The sequence below is a fragment of the Porticoccus sp. W117 genome (genome assembly GCF_030341905.1).
GTDB lineage: Bacteria > Pseudomonadota > Gammaproteobacteria > Pseudomonadales > Porticoccaceae > SCSIO-12696.
The window spans coordinates 13,366-31,702 of sequence record NZ_JATAAF010000015.1 but is presented as its reverse complement, the minus strand read 5'-3'; the positions used below and the strand labels follow the sequence as shown (position 1 = coordinate 31,702).

Sequence of the window (18,337 nt, the reverse complement as noted above, 5' to 3'; positions counted from 1 at the left end):
GGCCGACACTCTCGGTGCTTTAGGTGGCCACCGTTGTCGGGCTACTCTTCACCTATAAGAAAGCCGACCTACAGCATTTACGTCAAACGTCAAACGTCAAACGTCAAACGTCAAATCGTCAACTTAAACTCTTCCGATTTATCTTCTTCCGGCTCCTGCACCACCTGCGGGCACTGTTTAAAAACCCGCTTTTCGCAGCTTTCACAAATTGATGCTTCCAGCATCGGCACAATGCTATTGAGCGCCAGATCCGGTGTTGCGGTAAAGCGCTCGGTGGGCAGCTGTTCCATGCCGCCCATGTGCGTTAAATCCTGGCGCACGCTGCTTTTCAGGCCGCAGATATACAGGTTGCCGCCGATATCTTTGAGGCGCTTTTTCTCCTGAATCAGCATTTCCATGCCCGCCAAGTCGATGGTGTTGACGCTGGTGCACAGCAGCATCAGGTGTTTTTCCGGGGTGTTTTCGTTACACAGGCTCTGCAGGCGGCCGACAATATGATTGACCGAGCCGAAGAATATAGAGCCGTCCACCCGCACAATTTTCAGCTGCGGGCATTCCTTTAGCCCAAAGCGCTTGGTACCGCGCAACTCGGTGCCTGCGTTGTGGGAGCGCGGTGCCACCACCACCAGCTGTGGAATGGAAGTGCGCCGCAGGAACATTACCAGAGACAGGATCACCCCGAAGTAGATGGCGAATTCCAGTTCCACAAACAGGGTGGAGCCAAAGGTCACCACAAAGATGGTGATTTCCTGCTTGTCGCTTTTCAGAACGGTTTTTATGTGCTGGAAGTCGATCAGGTTCCAGGCCACCAGAATAATGGTGCCAGCCATCACCGGCATGGGCAGGTAGGCGGTGATGTCGGGAATCAGCAACAGCACCAGTATCAGGATCAGGGCGGCAAAAACCCCCGCCAGTGGGGTTTGCGCGCCGGCGTCGTAGTTGGCGCCGGAGCGGGTAAAGGAGCCGGAACCGGCGTAGCAGGAGAAGAAGCTGCCGACAATATTGGAGAGCCCCTGGCCGATAAATTCCCGGCTGCCGCTGATGCGCTGGCCGGAGCGAATGCCGATGGCGCGGGCGATGGAAACCGCTTCCACCAGGCCCAGTACTGCCACTGCCATGGCGCCGGGTAGTACCGCCGCTACCGTGCCTTCCGACAGGTCGGGCATAGACAGCGTGGGCAACGAACGGGGCAGGGCGCCTACCAGGGCAATGCCGTGTTCGTCGCCGGAAATCAGCCAGCACACCAGGCTGCCGATCACCATGCCCGACAGCATATTCGGCCAGCGGGGTTTGTACTGTTTGATGGCCAGGGTGGCGACAATGGTGGTAAAAGCGATCAGCACCGAATAGAAACCGATCCCCCCGAGGTTATTCCACAGGGTCATCCAGGTTTCGGTGACGCTCGCCTGTTTGGGAATGTCGATGCCGAAGAAGTGCCGCAGCTGGCTGGTAGCGATCAGCAGCGAAGCGCCGGCAGTAAAGCCCAGCACCACCGTGTGGGAGATAAAGTTGATCATGCTCCCCAGCCGTGCCAGCCCCATACCGTACTGCACCAGGCCGCAGAGGAAGGTCAGCGTCAGCGCCACCGCAACAAATTCTTCCGTGCCGGTTTCCGCCAGTTCGCTGGCAATTTTCATCACGATAATGGAAATGGCTGCGGTGGGCCCGGAAATCAAATGTCGGGAGGAGCCAAACAGACCGGCGATAATGGGCGTGACGATGGCGGTGTAAATGCCGTACACCGCAGGCAGCCCGGCAATCAGCGCGTAGGCTACCCCTTGGGGCAGCACCAGCACTGCGCCAGTGACGCCTGCCATCAGGTCGGCTTTAAGGGAGTTTTGCGAAATATTTTGCCCCCAGCTGAGAAAGGGGAAAAGTTTTTCGTGCAGGCCATCCATGCCCCTGAACAGTGAGCGCTTGGTTCGCAGGTAGGTGCGCCTTGCTTTCAAGTCCTTGCCTTGTGCTGGGAGTGAGAAAAGTCGTTTGGAAACGAAGGGTTAGATTCTAACACTATCCCTGCAAATGTCGGGCATGGAAGGCAATGTGTTCGCCGATAAAACTGGCGATAAAGTAGTAGCTGTGGTCGTAGCCCGGCTGCATGCGAATGTCCATGGGGTAGTTGGCCTCGGCGGCAGCCTCTGTCAGCAGCTCGGTTTTTAGTTGTTCCTGCAAAAAATTATCCGCACTCCCCTGATCCACCAATATCGGCAGGCGTTCGCTGGTGTTTGTCAGCAGCACGGTGGTGTCGTACTGCTGCCACGCGTCGCGGTTAGCGCCCAGGTAGTTGCCCAGCGCTTTTTCGCCCCAGGGGCAGTGCAGTGGTGAACAGATGGGAGCAAAGGCAGAAACGGAGGTAAAACGGCCGGGGTTTTTCAGGGCGATGGTGAGCGCGCCGTGACCTCCCATGGAATGACCGCTGATGGCCGCTCTGTCACTGATGTGTGGCAGCTCCTCGGCCACCAACTGCGGCAACTCATCCACCACATAATCGTACATGCGATAGTGTTTGTCCCAGGGCGCTTGTGTGGCATTGACGTAAAAGCCCGCTCCCAGGCCCAGGTCGTAAGCGCCTTCCGGGTCGTCGGGCACCCCGTCACCGCGGGGGCTGGTGTCTGGGGCGATGATGGCGATGCCGTGCTCGGCAGCGTAGCGTTGAGCCCCGGCTTTGGTAACAAAATTCTCGTCGTTGCAGGTCAGCCCGGACAGCCAGTACAGCACCGGCACGGGCCCTTGCTCTGCTTGGGGCGGCATGTACACCGCAAAGATCATGTCGCAGTTGAGTGCGTCGGAGCGGTGCTGATAGCGCAGCTGTTGGCCGCCAAATAGTTTGTTTTCGCTGATCTTTTGCATTGAATGATCTCGAAAAATCAGTATTTGTCATCCTGAGGAGCGTAGCGACGTGAGGATCTCGCCTGTTGATCGTTGTGAGATTGACTCACACCATCCTTGGTGTTCGGCCCTACGAGCCGTCTTCGACGCCCAAATTGGCTTTCCTGCCAATTTGTCTTCACGCGGCTGCGCCGCTCAGGATGACGGGGTTGGGTTTGACGGTTAGTACAGAACCACCGAACGAATACTCTCCCCGGCGTGCATCAGGTCAAACGCTTTGTTGATGTCGTCCAGAGGCATGGTGTGGGTAATCAGGTCGTCGATATTGATCTTGCCATCCATGTACCAGTCGACAATTTTCGGCACGTCGGTGCGTCCACGGGCGCCGCCAAATGCAGTGCCTCGCCAGGAGCGTCCGGTAACCAGTTGGAAAGGCCGAGTGGCGATTTCCTGGCCGGCACCGGCGACGCCGATAATGCAGCTCTGCCCCCAGCCTTTGTGGCAGCATTCCAGAGCCTGGCGCATGACATTGACGTTGCCGATGCATTCAAAACTGTAGTCCACGCCGCCGTTGGTGATTTCCACCAGGTGGCCCACCACATCGTCCACATCGTTGGGGTTGACGAAGTCTGTCATGCCGAATTTTTTCGCCAGCTCCACTTTCGAAGGGTTGATATCGACGCCGATTATGCGAGTGGCACCCACCAGTTTCGCGCCCTGAATAACATTCAAACCGATGCCACCCAAGCCGAACACCGCCACTGTAGAGCCGGGTTCTACTTTCATAGTGAAAGCCACCGCACCAATGCCAGTGGTCACCCCACAGCCGATGTAGCAGATTTTGTCGAACGGCGCGTCGCTGCGCACTTTCGCCAGAGCGATTTCCGGCAATACGGTGTAGTTGGAAAAGGTGGAACAGCCCATGTAGTGAAGGATGGGCTTGCCGTCCAGTGAGAAGCGGCTGGTGCCGTCGGGCATCACTCCCTGGCCCTGGGTTTCGCGAATCGACTGACAGAGGTTGGTTTTCGGGTGCAGGCAGAAATCGCAGGCGCGGCATTCCGGTGTATACAGCGGGATTACATGGTCACCGGGCTTCAGGGAGGTAACCCCCGGCCCCACTTCCTGAACAATGCCTGCGCCCTCGTGGCCGAGGATTGCCGGAAACGCCCCTTCCGGGTCGTCGCCGGACAGGGTGAAGGCGTCGGTGTGACAGACACCGGTGGCTTTGATTTCGACCAGAACTTCCCCCGCCTTTGGGCCTTCCAGATCAACGTCCATTACCTCAAGGGGTTTGCCTGCCTGCAAAGCGACGGCTGCGCGTGTTTTCATGGTCAGTTCCTCGTGCTTTAGGGTCTGTTAACGTTTCATATCCACCACTGCTGAGAGCGATTTTTGCGCTCAACAAGGCGTAAAGAGTGTCGTGTAGTCATTCTACATAAGCGATTTACAACGCAGTGGAGCGCACTTTCTGTTTCTAAGAAAGGAGCCTCAGCCCTTCGGGTTGGGGCTGAAAAGGCGCCCCTCGTTGTTGCTCGTCGCTCATTTGGAATGACCAAACCACTCTCCTCGCGCCTAGATGGGCGCCTTTTCAGCCGCCAACAGTGGCGGATATGAAGCGTTAACAGACCCTATTTTTCACTGTCAAAAGCCTCGTCTCTCAAGTGCGATACCGCATTAGCGTGGGCATCGAAGCCTTCGTAGGTGGCGAAACGGTGGGTGTGGGGCGCCATCTCCCGGTAGCCCTGTTCGGTGACATAACCGATTGAACAGCTTTTCATAAAATCAAACACCGACAGAGGCGACGCGGTTTTGGCCGCCATCGACGTGGGCAGCACCGCATTTGGCCCCAAAACAAAGTTGGCGATGGAAATAGGGGTGTATTCCCCCAGCAGAATTTCCCCGGCGTTTTTGATTTTGCCCAGGTGCTTGAACGGGTCTTTGCTAAGGATCAACAAGTGCTCGGCGGCGTAGTCGTTGCAGAACTGTACCGCTTCTTCAAAGGTGCCTGTCAGCACAATACCGCCGCTGTCACCACCCAGTACGGTGGATGAAAAGTCCACCCGCAGCTCGCTCATCTCTCCCCAGTATTGCTGAATGGCGTCGGCAGCTTCGGTGGCCAGTTGCTCGTTGTGAGTGACCAAAAAGGCCGATGAATCCGGGCCGTGCTCCGCTTCAATCAGCAAATCCAGTGCCGCCAGCTTGGGATTGGCGGTTTCGTCCGCCAGCACAATGGCTTCGCTGGGGCCCGCTGGCGTGCCGGGGTCCAGCACATCTGCCACCAGCTTTTTAGCTGCCACGACAAAGGGGCTGCCGGGGCCGACGATTTTGTCGCATTTGGGTACGGTTTCGGTGCCGTAGGCCACCGCAGCGACCCCTTGGGCGCCGCCGCACTTGTACACTTTGTGGATGCCCACCAGCCGCGCTACCACCAGAGTGGCGGCATCCACAGTGCCGTCGGGGCCGGGGGGGGTGATAATCGCCGCCGTGGGCACACCGGCAACCACTGCGGGCACAGTGGTCATAATGGCAACGCTGGGGAACGAGCCTTTGCCGCGGGGAATGTAACAGGCCACTGCTTCAATGGGCGTGTAGCGGTCACCAGCAAAGGCGCCGGGGCGGATTTCCTTGAGCCACATTTCCTCCGGCATCTGCGCCTCGTGAAAGCGGCGCACGTTGTCCACCGAGTATTTCAGGGTGTCGATCAGCTCGCTGTCCAGCTGGGCAAAGGCCTGGTCAAATTCCTGTTCGCTGACCTGTATCTGGTCTGCAGTTATCGGTGCCTTGTCAAATTGCTGGGCGAAATCCGCCAGGGCCTGATCGCCGCGCTCTTTAACGGCGGCAACAATGGGTTTTACCTGCTCGACAAATTGCTCAATATCCGACTCGGTGCGTCGCAACAATGTGTTGATCTGCTGCTCGCTGAGGTCGGATAACTTGTGGGTTTTTACCCGGTGTTTGATGGTTTGGTTCATTCAAAAAACGCAAGTGGTTGATAATAAATAAAGGTCGGTATGATGAATGAAATACCTGCTGCTGTCAGTAGTCTATGATTCGTGGGGTTTTCGCAGATCCCAGGTGACATGCTAAGTTACTTCTACCTACTACGAGATTCAAAGAAATGCCTGAGCCAGCCGTAACTGTGCAAGCCATCGTTTCTCTCAGCGATATTCAGGATATTGTCGACGACCTGAAAGTTCGCCCTGGCGCGTTGTTGCCAATCCTCCATGCCGTGCAGAACCGCTACGGGTACATCCCCAATGCCGGGGTGCCGGTGATTGCTCAGGCGCTCAACCTGTCTCGCGCGGAAGTGCACGGGGTGATCAGCTTCTACCATTATTTTCGCTCCGAGCGCGGCGGCGAACACACTCTGTATGTGTGCCGCGCCGAGGCTTGCCAATCCATGGGCTCGCGAGAGCTCGAAGCCTATATCAAAGAAAAGCTGGGGGTGGATTTCCACGGCACCAGTGCCGACGGCAAAGTGACCCTGGAGCCGGTTTATTGCCTGGGCAACTGCGCCTGCTCACCCAATGTGCGCCTGGGCGACAGCGTTCACGCCCGTATGAATAAGAGCAAAGTGGATCAGCTGTTGTCTGAGGTAACGTCATGACTGTTACCGTATTTGTACCTTCCGACACCACCGCTCGCTCCCTGGGGGCCGATCAAGTAGCGGCAGAAATTCAGTTGCAAGCGGCTCGCCATGGTGCCGAAGTGGCATTGGTGCGCAACAGCACCCGCGGCTTGTATTGGCTGGAAACTCTGGTTGAAGTAGAAACCGGGGCCGGCCGTATTGCCTATGGGCCAGTCGAGGCAAGTGATGTGGAATCCCTGTTTGCCGCCGATTTTTTAAACGGCGGCGACCACCCCCTTCGGCAAGGGCCGGTGGCAGAAATACCGCAACTGGCCAATCAGCAACGACGAATGTTTGCCCGCCTTGGTATTGGCGACCCGCTGTCGCTGCAAGATTATCGCGATCAGGATGGTTTTATCGGTCTGCAAAAAGCCCTGGCTATGGAACCCCAGGCTATTGTCGACGAAGTGAAAACCTCCGGCCTGCGCGGCCGTGGGGGTGCGGGCTTCCCCACTGGTATCAAGTGGCAGACGGTGCTGGATTGTGACGATGACGAAAAATATATTGTTTGTAACGCGGACGAAGGTGACTCCGGCACGTTCGCCGATCGCCTCGTCATGGAGGGTGATCCCTTCGCACTGATTGAAGGCATGACGATCGCCGGTTTGGCGGTCGGCGCCGAGCAAGGTTATATCTATCTGCGCTGTGAATACCCGCTGGCGGAGCGCATCCTCAATCAGGTCATCGAAACCGCTTATCAAAATGAGCTTCTGGGTGACGACATTCTCGGCAGCGGCAAACGCTTCCATCTGGAAGTGCGATTGGCCGCCGGAGCCTATATCTGCGGTGAAGAAACTTCCCTGCTGGAAAGCCTGGAAGGCAAGCGCGGTCTGGTGCGGGCTAAACCGCCGTTGCCGGCCATTGAGGGTTTGTTTGGCCAGCCCACGGTAGTCAATAACGTACTGTCGCTGACCGCTGTGGTGGATATCCTCGCCAATGGCGGTGCAGCTTATGCCGAGCTGGGCATTGAGCGCTCACGAGGCACCATGCCATTCCAGCTGGCGGGCAATATCAAACAGGGTGGCCTGGTGGAAGTGCCGTTTGGCATCACACTGCGCGAATTGCTCTACGATTTTGGCGGTGGCTCAGCGTCCGGTCGGCCCATCAAGGCCGTACAGGTAGGTGGCCCACTGGGCGCCTATTTGAGCGAAGCCCAATTCGATACACCCATGGATTACGAAGCCTTTGCTGCCATCGGCGCTGTGCTCGGCCACGGCGGCATTGTGGTGTTTGACGACACTGTGGATATGTCCCAACAGGCTCGTTTTGCCATGGAGTTTTGCGCCGAGGAAAGCTGCGGCAAATGCACTCCCTGCCGTATTGGTTCCACTCGTGGTGTCGAAGTACTCGATAAGGTTATCGAGGGCGACGAGCGCGAGAAAAACCTGGCGCTGCTCAATGACCTCTGTGACACCATGGAAGTGGCGTCACTCTGTGCCCTGGGTGGGATGACACCGTTCCCAGTGCGCAGTGCAGTACAGCAATTTAGGGAAGATTTTGAATAACGCCCTCCGTCATCGCGAGCGCAGCGCGGCGATCTCGACCAGTTTGGCAGCGGGCTGAATGAGATTGCCGCGTCGCTACGCTCCTCGCAATGACGCTGGTGATTTATTGAGGTGTACTTATGAACATGCCCGTACAGTTTTTTGATCCCTGCAAAGACTACGGCACCCCCGCCGTTGTTTCCGACGTTGAAGTGACCCTCACCATCGACGGTCGTTCGGTCACCGTGCCGGAAGGCACATCGGTGATGCGCGCCTCGTCCCTGGCGGGCGTTGATATTCCCAAACTGTGCGCTTCCGATAATTTGCAGGCCTTTGGTTCCTGCCGTCTGTGCCTGGTTTCAATTGAAGGCGTGCGCGGCCTGCCCGCCTCTTGTACCACGCCGGTGCGCGAAGGCATGGTGGTCAGCACTCAGAACAAACAACTGGCGGATATGCGCCGCAACGTGATGGAACTGTATATATCCGATCACCCGCTGGATTGCCTGACCTGCCCCAGCAACGGCAACTGCGAACTGCAGGATATGGCCGGTGCAGTGGGCTTGCGTGAAGTGCGTTACGGCTTTGATGGCGCCAATCATCTGGTGGCTGAAAAAGACACCTCCAACCCCTATTTCACCTTCGACCCCAGCAAATGCATTGTCTGCTCTCGCTGTGTGCGCGCCTGTGAAGAAGTGCAGGGCACCTTTGCCCTGACCATCGACGGGCGTGGTTTTGCTTCCAAGGTATCACCGGGGCAAGACGAAGCCTTTATGGACTCGGAATGTGTTTCCTGTGGCGCTTGTGTGCAGGCTTGCCCGACAGCAACGCTGATGGAAAAGTCCATCATTGAGCAGGGCCAGGGCACACACACCACAACCACTACCTGCGCCTATTGCGGTGTGGGCTGTAATTTTGATGTCGAGCTGCAGGGCGAAACCGTGGTCAATATGACCCCGTCCAAAGCCAGCCCCGCCAACCGCGGCCACTCCTGTGTGAAAGGGCGTTTCGCCTACGGCTACGCCACCCACAAAGACCGCATCACCGAGCCGATGATTCGCAACAGCATCGACCAGCCCTGGAAGAAAGTCAGTTGGGACGAAGCCCTCGAATTCACGGCCAACAAGCTGCGGGGTATTCAGGACAAGTACGGCGTTAATGCCATCGGTGGTATTACCTCATCCCGCTGCACCAACGAAGAAACCTACCTGGTGCAAAAACTGGTGCGCGCGGTATTTGGCAACAACAACGTGGATACCTGTGCCAGGGTGTGCCACTCGCCCACAGGCTATGGCTTGAAAACCACCTTGGGAGAATCCGCCGGTACCCAGACGTTTGATTCGGTAGAAAAGAGCGATGTGGTGATCGTTATCGGCGCCAACCCCACTGCCGCTCACCCGGTATTTGCCTCGCGCCTGAAAAAACGCCTGCGCCAGGGGGCCAAACTGATCGTCGCCGACCCACGGCAAATTGAGCTGGTCAGCAGCCCCCATATCAAGGCCGCCCACCACCTGCAGATGAAACCGGGCACCAATGTGGCGTTTGTGAATGCCTTGGCCCATGTGATTGTCGATGAAGGCCTGCAAGCCCAGGGCTTTATTGAGCAGCGTTGCGAAATGGATGCCTACAACCAGTGGTGCACCTTTATCAGCGACCAGCGCAATTCCCCGGAAGCCACCGAAGCCATTACCGGCATCCCCGCCGCCGACATGCGTGCGGCCGCACGGTTGTACGCCAGTGCCGGTAACGGCGCCATCTACTACGGCCTGGGGGTGACGGAACACAGCCAGGGCTCCACCATGGTGATGGGCATTGCCAACCTTGCCATGCTCACTGGCAACCTGGGGCGCGAGGGTGTGGGGGTCAATCCGCTGCGGGGTCAGAACAATGTGCAGGGTTCCTGTGACATGGGCTCCTTCCCCCACGAATTGCCCGGCTACCGCCATATCTCTGATCCAACGGTGCGCGCCCTGTTTGAGAAAACCTGGCAGGTAACCCTGCAAAGCGAGCCGGGCCTGCGCATTCCCAATATGTTCGACGCCGCCGTAGAAGGCACCTACAAAGGCATGTATGTGCAGGGCGAGGATGTGGCTCAGTCCGACCCCAATACCCAGCATGTGGAAGCGGCGCTGGGTTCATTGGAGTGCCTGGTGGTGCAGGACATCTTCCTCAACGAAACCGCCAAGTTTGCTCACGTGTTGTTGCCTGGCTCCACCTTTCTGGAAAAAGACGGCACCTTTACCAATGCCGAGCGGCGCATTTCGCCGGTGCGCAAAGTGATGGAGCCGCTGGCCCAACTGCAGGATTGGGAGGTTACTTGCAAGTTGGCCCAGGCCATGGGTTATGACATGAGCTACAACCACCCATCGGAGATCATGGATGAAATCGCCGCTCACACCCCCACCTTTGCCGGGGTGAATTACGAAAAACTGGATCGCCTTGGCAGCATCCAATGGCCCTGCAATGACGACGCGCCAGAAGGCACGCCGATTATGCATATCGATGAATTTGTGCGCGGCGACGGCTACTTCGCCATCACCCGGTTTGTGGAAACCGAGGAACGCAGTACCCGCAAATATCCGTTGCTGCTCACCACCGGCCGCATTCTTTCCCAGTACAACGTGGGTGCCCAAACCCGCCGTACCGAAAACGTGCAATGGCACGAGGAAGATGTTCTGGAGATTCACCCCTTCGATGCGGAAGACCGCGGCATCGAGCACGGCGATTGGGTCAGTATTGCCAGCCGTGCGGGGGATACGGTGTTGCGCGCCGATGTCACTACCCGCGTGCAGCCTGGTGTGGTGTACACCACCTTCCACCATCCGTCGACGGGAGCCAATGTGGTGACCACCGATAATTCCGATTGGGCCACCAACTGCCCGGAGTACAAAGTGACCGCGGTACAGGTGGCGAAAGTGATGGAGTCGTCGAAATGGCAGAAGGCCTATGAGGCCAATGATAAAGAGCAGTTGGCACTATTAACAGGCGTCCGTCATTCTGAGGAGCCGAAGGCGACGTGAGAATCTCAGAGTTTGAAAGTTGTGAGATCCTCACGCGGCTGCGCCGCTCAGGATGACGGGGGTGAGCAAATGAGTACCCTCGATAAAGGCCACCGCAGCATTGAGGTCCACCGTCACGCCGATGGTGTTATCCGGGTCGCATCGGATCAGGTCGCGGCAGAAGTGCCGGTAGCGCTGGTGTACAACGGCATTTCCCATGTGGTGATGATGGTAACTCCCGACGACCTGGAGGAGTTCGCCCTTGGCTTTAGCCTCACCGAAGGGATTATTGAATCCGCAGAAGAGTTGTACGAAGCCGAGATTGTTGAAACCGACAATGGTATTGAGCTGCAACTGACCATCAGCGAACGCCGTTTCCAGGCCCTTAAAGAATGGCGCCGCAACCTGACCGGGCGCACGGGTTGTGGTTTATGCGGTGCCGAGTCGCTGGAGCAAGTGATCCAGCTGCCACAACCATTATCCGTTGGTGAGCCGATAGTGGCGGCGGCCATTGGCAAGGCCATGGCGAGACTGCAGGATTACCAGCCCCTTAATCAAAGAACTGGTGCCACCCACGCCGCTGCCTGGGCGGATAGCGAGGGGAATATAATCGCCGTGTGCGAAGACGTGGGCCGCCATAATGCGTTGGATAAACTGATCGGCACCCTGAGTCGCCGCCAGCGTCCGGAAGGTTTTCTGATTGTAACCAGCCGCGCCAGCTACGAAATGATCCAGAAAGCGGGCTGGGCAAATATGGGCTTGATAGCGGCGGTTTCAGCGCCTACATCACTGGCGATAGAGCTGGCAGAAAAACTCAACATCACCCTGTTGGGATTTGCCCGCGATAATAATTTTGTCTGCTACGCCAACCACCAGGGTGTGGCTGAAATAACGTCGTAGGGCGGGTTAGCGCCAGCGTAACCCGCCGATTGGGCATTTTATTAATATCTCGGTGGATTACGTCGCTGCGCGACTAATCCCCCCTACGGTTACAGATACAGAGCGATAGAAGAATGACTCACACGGATCAATTACCCCACCTGATCAAAATGGCCAATCAAATCGCCGCCAACCAGCCGGTGGAGTTTCTGGGTGAAGAAGCGGCAGTTGCCGCTGTGGCTGAGCATATCCAGAAATTCTGGGCACCCCCCATGCGCGAGAAAATCATCGCTTATCAGCAGGGCGGTGGTGCGGAGCTGACACCGTTGGCGCGGCGCGCGGTAGAAAATATTTAACCTTTATCATTCTCGCTCTCGGCGCTTTCCCTTCCCTTCAAGTGATATTCAATCGCCCTCAACTGCTTTAACGCCGCCTCTTTGGGCATGCTATCCAGCACGGCCTGGCGCTGGATGGAGCAGGCTTTGAGTACCCTGTCTGCATTTGCAATACGGTCATCATTTTCCCCGCCGGAGTCCTTGGTTTGCTGGTTCAAACAATCCAGGTAACGCCCTAAGGGAGTATCGTCATTGTTGGCGAATGTCAGTGGCGCTACAAGCAAAGAACAAAGCACTACGGCACCTGAAAAACCGGTGATTTGAGTCAAAATTTTCATTGGGATGCATCCTTTCTCGTTGCATTAGAGCTTTTTTGTATAGCACAGAGTTTTTAGTATTGCCAAATTTTTGAGATAAAAATTTATTAATTCGCATTTTTTGTCACTTTTTTCAAAAAATGCATTTTAAAAGGTAGGGTGGTTGAGTGTTCCAGTCGTGCACTTCTTGATAAGAAATTAATTTCATCAAGGAGGGGGTTATGAACAGTTCGAAACTGGCGCATTTTATTGGGGGAGCAATCGCTCGGGGAATTAAAACCGCAACAGCTATTGCCATTGCTTTGTTTACTGGCTTGCTGCAAGCCGGGACAACTCCCTACCACCAAACGAGCCTTTCTGGGCCAGCCACAGACAATGATGGCAGTTACACGGTGACTATGTCTGTGGAGTCAACCCACCCATGGTCAGTGAATGATACGGTTTTAGTGGCTGCCCTGAGCACTCGCTTGAACGGCAGTGGTAGTTGGGCAGAGGTTCAATCTTTCAGCAATTTGCCCATCTCCATCGCTACCAGCGGAATACCGGTTAACCGCACAGGCCAGGGAAGTGGTACGCACAACTACCAGGCCAATTATGTTATCTACGGCCCATCCACTGGCTACCAGGCCATCACCGACTATCGCGATGTGGCCGTCACACTTCCCGGTAGCGGTGGTGGCAGCAGTAGCAATGGCATCACCACCTCGCCCAACGAAGTTACCAATACCGAAGTCGGCACCTTGCCCATGGGCATGGATGTGGCCAGCAATGGTGATGCTGTCGCCAGTGTGCCGTTGCAATTGATTCCCGGCGTTGCGGGCTTTGCTCCCAGTCTGGCACTTACCTACCAAAGTGGTCGAGCCATTGATCGCGTCGAGCGCAGCCTGCCGGAAGATACCATCGGTTACGGCTGGCGCTTGTCCGGGCTGTCAGAGATTCGTCGCTGCGTGGTGGGCCAAAACAACAGCGCCAACATCGCCTTGAACAACAATGACAGCCTGTGCCTGGATGGCATTCCTTTGGTACGCACCAGCGGCAGCCACTTTGCGGTGGGCGCTCAATACCGCACCCAGGTTGAGAGCTACCAAAAAATTGAAATCAAGGGTTCTGGCAGCAACTTGTGGTTTGAAGTCACCACCCCGGATGGCACCGTACTGGAATACGGCAATGGCAACGGCAGTCGTGTGGACTACAATGGCGGCACCGATTATCAATGGTCACTGAACAAAGCCACCAGCGTGGATGGCAACGAGATTACCTACAGCTACTACCACGATGCCGCCAAAGGTATTAACTACCCCACCAACATTCACTACACCGACGCGGACATTGATTTTGAATACCGCGCTCGCACTGATGCGGCGGCGGTAAGCATTGGTTCTGCCAGCCAAACCCAGTCCGTTTTCCTGCACACCGTGCGAGTATCCATGGACAGTAAAACCGTGCGGGAATACCGCCTGCTGGACGAAGTGGTGAGCAGCAAGCGCCGCCTCAATAAAATCCAGCTGTGCGGTTACGACCAAAACGGTAGCAACCCGGAGTGCCTCAAAGCCACCGACATCAACTGGATCAATTCCAGTGTCAGTCAGGTGGGCGTTTTGATGAGTCAGGCCATCAATGGCCTGGGCGCTGATAACCGTTTTGAGTACGGCACCCTCGCCGGTTCCAGCGGCAGCTTCCTGTTTGGCGAGCGGCCCTTTGGCAATCACAGTCTGCCCAGTGGTACTCAATACCGTACCATCGCTCGCAATGTGGCTACCAAAGTTCGCCGGGACAATGGCCTGGGCGGATTCCACGACACCACTTACGCCTACCAAAGCCATGGCGTACAAAGCACAAACCACTGGGGCTTTTTGGGGTTCTTTGCCCAGCGCATCAAAGACCTTCAGTCGGGCATTACCACCTATGTTCAGTACCGCATGGACTACCCGTTCTTTGGTTCTGTGGCGCGGGTTAATCAGTACAACAACACCTACGGTTCCCATACCGAAACCTTCACCAGAACCGAGACGGACTACACCAGCCGCTCTCAAAGCTACATCGGAGGTTCGACCCGATACCCTTACAGTGATCGCAACGCCAGTTACATCTATGAAAGCAACAGCCAGATTGGCGTCAGCGAGAACGAAAGTGCATTCACCTTCAACAGCAGCGGCCTGATTACCCAGGTAGTCAGCACGGCACAAACCGGTACCGGCAGCAGTACCAGTGGTGGTACCAGTGTGTGGGGGGATGTGCCCAATCACAGTGTTAGCGGTGCTCAGGGCACTCAGCGCACCACCGTCAAGTTCACCAACCGTACAAGTGGCGGCAACTGGTTAATTGGCTTTGTTAATCAAACCAAACTGGAAAGCTGGAAAGGCAGCTTTAGCGGTACGGCCATTACTCAAACCACAAACTTCAGCCCAGATGCTGATTCCCTGCGGGTGGCCAGCTTTACTCGCTTCCCCGGCCACGCCACCTTGAATCTGACCACAACTTACACTTACGACAGCATGGGGCGTACCACCGATACTGCGGTCAGTGGTGCCAATGTGGCCAGTCGTGATACACAGGCGGGCCAAATCAATGGTTTTGACGCTGACCGCTATCCGCTGAACTTCACCAACGACAAAAACCACACCACCACCATCGGTGGATGCGATTTGCGTTTTGGCCGTTACACCCAGGCTACCGACACCAACGGCGAATCCGGCAGCGCCACCTTTGACCATTTTGGCCGCCAGGTCACCAGTACCAACAGCGATGGAATCACTGTCACCACCACCTATATTGCTGATGGCAGCGTCACCATCAACGGCGCCACTTCGGCCTATCGGGTGCAAAGTAATTCTTCGGTAACGCCTTTGAACTATATCTGGTACGACAAGTTAGGCCGGGCCATCCGTTCGGAAATTCAATCCTTTAACGGCACCAGCTACAGCCGCACCGATACCTGGTATGACACGCAAGGGAGGGTGCTCAAACAGTCCTTGCCCTACTTCAGTGGGCAAACGGCTTACTACGTTACTCCCACTTACGATATCCGAGGCCGGATAACCAAAATCACCCGCCCGGATAACAGCTACACCGACACCAGCTACACCGTCAGTGGTAACAATGTGATTGTGGAGGTTACCGACCGGGTCAATAATGCCGGTGGTGGCTTTGAGGAATATCAGACCAAACGCAGTGTCTATAACCTGCTGGGGCAACTCACCAGCACCACCGATGCCTACGGCACCAGCGCTGCCGCTACCGTCACCTACGTCTACGACGCCAACGGCAACCCTACTAGCGTTACCGCCCCCGGTGGCGCCGTGACCACCATGCAGTACGACGCGGCGGGCAATCGCACGCAATTGACCGGGCCAAACGTGGGCACCGTGATTACCACATACACCGCACTGGGGCAGATCAGAACCAATACCGACGCTGAAAACCAGACCACCACCTACACTTACGACACCCTGGGTCGCCAAACCAGCCGGGTCAGCCCTGATGGCACCAGTACCTGGGTCTGGGACACTGCTACCAACGGCAAAGGGTTGTTGGCCTCCAGAAGTAACAGCGGGTTTACTGAAACCTACAACTACAACAGCGACAGCAAACTCAGCAGCACCGTCACCAACATCACCGCCATTGGTGCCAGCAGTGGCACCAACTTCACCACCAGCTACACCTACGACAGCTCAGGCCGCCCGCTGACCACCAGCTACCCCGGCGGCTACTCGGTGACCCGTACCTACAACAGTCACGGCTACTTGTCGCAACTGAAAAATGGCAGCGCCGTATTGCAAACCTTCAGCGGCACCGACGCCTTTGGCAACAGCACCAGCGAAAGCTACGGCAACGGCGTGGCCACCACACGCACTTACGATCCAAAGACGGGGCGCCTTACTGCCATTGATACCACCAAAAGCAGCACCACCTTCCAGAATCTGGATTACGCCTGGCGCAGTAACGGTACCCTGCAAAGCCGCATAGCCAATCCCAATACCGGGGTCAGCACCACCCGCAACGAATCCTTTACTTATGACGTCCATAACCGCCTGACTCAGGCCCGGACGTTGGTGAATGGCAGTTACAATCGTGACCTCAACTATCAGTACAATCAGCTGGGCAATATCCTCAGCAAAACCAGTACCAAAGCAGGTGATGTGGACGTCACCGGTTACAGCTACCACAGCACCAAGAAGCACGCGGTCACCACTGCCACCGTATCGGGGGTTGGCGCTCAGGCTCTGACCTACGATGACAACGGTGCGATCATCAAATACGACCGATCTGGTACAGTGAACGACCGTCATATCCAGTACAACGCTGCCAATCAACCCACCAAGATTGTGGTGGGCGCCAGCCTGACCACCACCAACCCCACCGCTACTGATGAGTTTGCCTACGGCCCGGACGGGCAGCTCTACGCCCGCAAAACCACCTGGAAAGAAGGCGGTATTACCAGGGAAGAGCACGTCAGCTATATCGGTGCTGTGGAAATAATCAACTACGTCAATAACCCTACCTTGATGGTCAAATACAAAACCCAGGTGGGAAACAGTGTGATGCACGTAAAAACGATGTCCCTGAACCCGGTGTATGGTTTCCCACCTCCCGGTGCGCTCGCTTACCCATATAACCAGGTTTTCCTGTATACCGAATCGCTGGAATATGCTCATCGGGATCACCTCGGCAGTATCGAAACCGTCACCGATCAATATGGCTCCCGTTTGCACCAGGTAGCGTTTGAGCCCTTTGGCTCTCGCAAAGACAGTGATTGGACAAAGAACATTGACAGCAGTGAACTGAACAGTTTGCTGACCGACAGTGTGACCTTTTACATCAACCTGTTTCCGTACCTGAGTAATGGTGACCCGATACCCGCATCTGTCGACCACAAAGTGGCCAGAGGTTTTACCGGCCACGAGCACCTGGATAAAACCGGGTTTATTCATATGAATGGGCGGGTGTATGATCCGGAGTTAGGGCGGTTTGTCAGCCCCGATCCGATTGTGCAGGCGCCTACCTACAGTCAGAGTTGGAATCGGTATACGTATACTTTTAATAGCCCGTTGAGTTTTACCGATCCTTCGGGTTATTCAAGTGATATCCCTGGCGGGGAAATTCATTATGAAAATGATATTCACTATGGCGAATATCAGCGTGCTGATGACCGCCTTATTAGGCGACTCTTTCCCAGGGTTTGGGGGCCAAGGGAGTGCCCTCATGGGTTTGTTTTAGTAAAAGAGAATCGCTTTAAAACAGGTTGTAAGCCACACGGGGTTGGTGGGTGGGAAGGGAATTCTGATTATGGCTTAGGCTATGGCGTTATCGACCCCGCATTTTTGGAAAAACTCCGGAGTTCAGGCCCAGGCAGTATTTCGCAGACTGGGGTTGGGATAGGTAGTTCAGCTGATGTTCGTTCTGAGGCACTTGCTGCTGCTACGCTTGCACAAGAGGGTGCGAGCGAAGGCGAACTCGAAAGTGGGGCTATTGAGCAAGTCATTGTTATCGATTTTTTCATTCCTGTTTTTAAATTATTTAGGTTTGGAAAAGTAGCAAAGGGACTAGGTAAATTTGATGATGCCGCTACAAGTGCAGCAGGAAGACTTGGTTTTGACCCAGCGGATGTAGTCGTAAAAAATGGTATTGCAGACATACCAATTTTATTTACATCAAAGGTTAGCCTAAAAGATTTAACTACTGTAACTAATGCCCTCAAAAGTCAAGGTGTAAACTCTATACGAGTTAATACGGGGCCAATAATCAACCCAAGTATTGTTTCGCGATTGGAAAAGGCAGCCGATACTGGAAAATCAGTCTTTGGTGGTTTTAGAGCGACAAGAACTAATAACCCCGAAAACCTATTTATTCTTGAAAAAGCGCTATAGTT

Annotated in this window: 11 protein-coding genes; 6 read left to right on the top strand and 5 right to left on the bottom strand. The window is 55.6% G+C overall.

Annotated elements, in window-relative coordinates; genetic code table 11:
- Positions 1 to 110 precede the first annotated feature (110 nt).
- The 4 genes from QSV34_RS10970 to hisD form a co-directional block, all read right to left on the bottom strand.
- Complete coding sequence (locus tag QSV34_RS10970; RefSeq protein WP_289154683.1) at positions 111 to 1,949, bottom strand: SulP family inorganic anion transporter; 1,839 nt, start codon at positions 1,947 to 1,949, stop codon at positions 111 to 113.
- A gap of 61 nt (positions 1,950 to 2,010) precedes the next feature.
- The gene (fghA, locus tag QSV34_RS10965) at positions 2,011 to 2,850 is read right to left on the bottom strand and encodes an S-formylglutathione hydrolase (RefSeq protein ID WP_289154682.1); all 840 of its coding nucleotides are present in this window, start codon (positions 2,848 to 2,850) and stop codon (positions 2,011 to 2,013) included.
- Between the two features lie 201 nt (positions 2,851 to 3,051).
- Positions 3,052 to 4,158 (bottom strand): S-(hydroxymethyl)glutathione dehydrogenase/class III alcohol dehydrogenase, encoded by a 1,107-nt coding sequence (locus QSV34_RS10960; protein WP_289154680.1) that lies wholly within the window; start codon positions 4,156 to 4,158, stop codon positions 3,052 to 3,054.
- A 299-nt stretch (positions 4,159 to 4,457) separates the two neighbouring features.
- The gene (gene hisD / locus QSV34_RS10955; protein ID WP_289154678.1) at positions 4,458 to 5,801 is read right to left on the bottom strand and encodes a histidinol dehydrogenase; all 1,344 of its coding nucleotides are present in this window, start codon (positions 5,799 to 5,801) and stop codon (positions 4,458 to 4,460) included.
- A gap of 146 nt (positions 5,802 to 5,947) precedes the next feature.
- On the opposite strand from hisD, the gene QSV34_RS10950 reads away from it, so the two are divergent.
- From QSV34_RS10950 to QSV34_RS10930, 5 genes are all read left to right on the top strand, one after another.
- Positions 5,948 to 6,436: a formate dehydrogenase subunit gamma gene (locus tag QSV34_RS10950; protein WP_289154676.1), complete on the top strand. Its 489-nt coding sequence runs from the start codon at positions 5,948 to 5,950 to the stop codon at positions 6,434 to 6,436.
- Entirely contained in the window at positions 6,433 to 7,962 is a 1,530-nt protein-coding gene (locus QSV34_RS10945; RefSeq protein ID WP_289154674.1) for a formate dehydrogenase beta subunit, read from the top strand. The genes QSV34_RS10950 and QSV34_RS10945 overlap by 4 nt, the downstream gene beginning before the upstream one ends.
- A 119-nt stretch (positions 7,963 to 8,081) precedes the next feature.
- Positions 8,082 to 10,958, top strand: coding sequence for a formate dehydrogenase subunit alpha (fdhF, locus tag QSV34_RS10940; protein WP_289154672.1), 2,877 nt, complete (start codon positions 8,082 to 8,084; stop codon positions 10,956 to 10,958).
- Between the two features lie 69 nt (positions 10,959 to 11,027).
- Complete coding sequence (gene fdhD, locus QSV34_RS10935; protein ID WP_289154670.1) at positions 11,028 to 11,837, top strand: formate dehydrogenase accessory sulfurtransferase FdhD; 810 nt, start codon at positions 11,028 to 11,030, stop codon at positions 11,835 to 11,837.
- A gap of 113 nt (positions 11,838 to 11,950) precedes the next feature.
- Positions 11,951 to 12,172: a formate dehydrogenase subunit delta gene (locus QSV34_RS10930; RefSeq protein ID WP_289154669.1), complete on the top strand. Its 222-nt coding sequence runs from the start codon at positions 11,951 to 11,953 to the stop codon at positions 12,170 to 12,172.
- On the opposite strand, the gene QSV34_RS10925 is transcribed toward QSV34_RS10930, so the two are convergent.
- Positions 12,169 to 12,489 (bottom strand): hypothetical protein, encoded by a 321-nt coding sequence (locus QSV34_RS10925; protein WP_289154667.1) that lies wholly within the window; start codon positions 12,487 to 12,489, stop codon positions 12,169 to 12,171. The two genes, QSV34_RS10930 and QSV34_RS10925, sit on opposite strands and share 4 nt — an antisense overlap.
- A 200-nt stretch (positions 12,490 to 12,689) precedes the next feature.
- Between QSV34_RS10925 and QSV34_RS10920 the strand changes: the two genes are divergently transcribed.
- Positions 12,690 to 18,335 (top strand): RHS repeat-associated core domain-containing protein, encoded by a 5,646-nt coding sequence (locus tag QSV34_RS10920; protein ID WP_289154665.1) that lies wholly within the window; start codon positions 12,690 to 12,692, stop codon positions 18,333 to 18,335.
- Positions 18,336 to 18,337 lie beyond the last annotated feature (2 nt).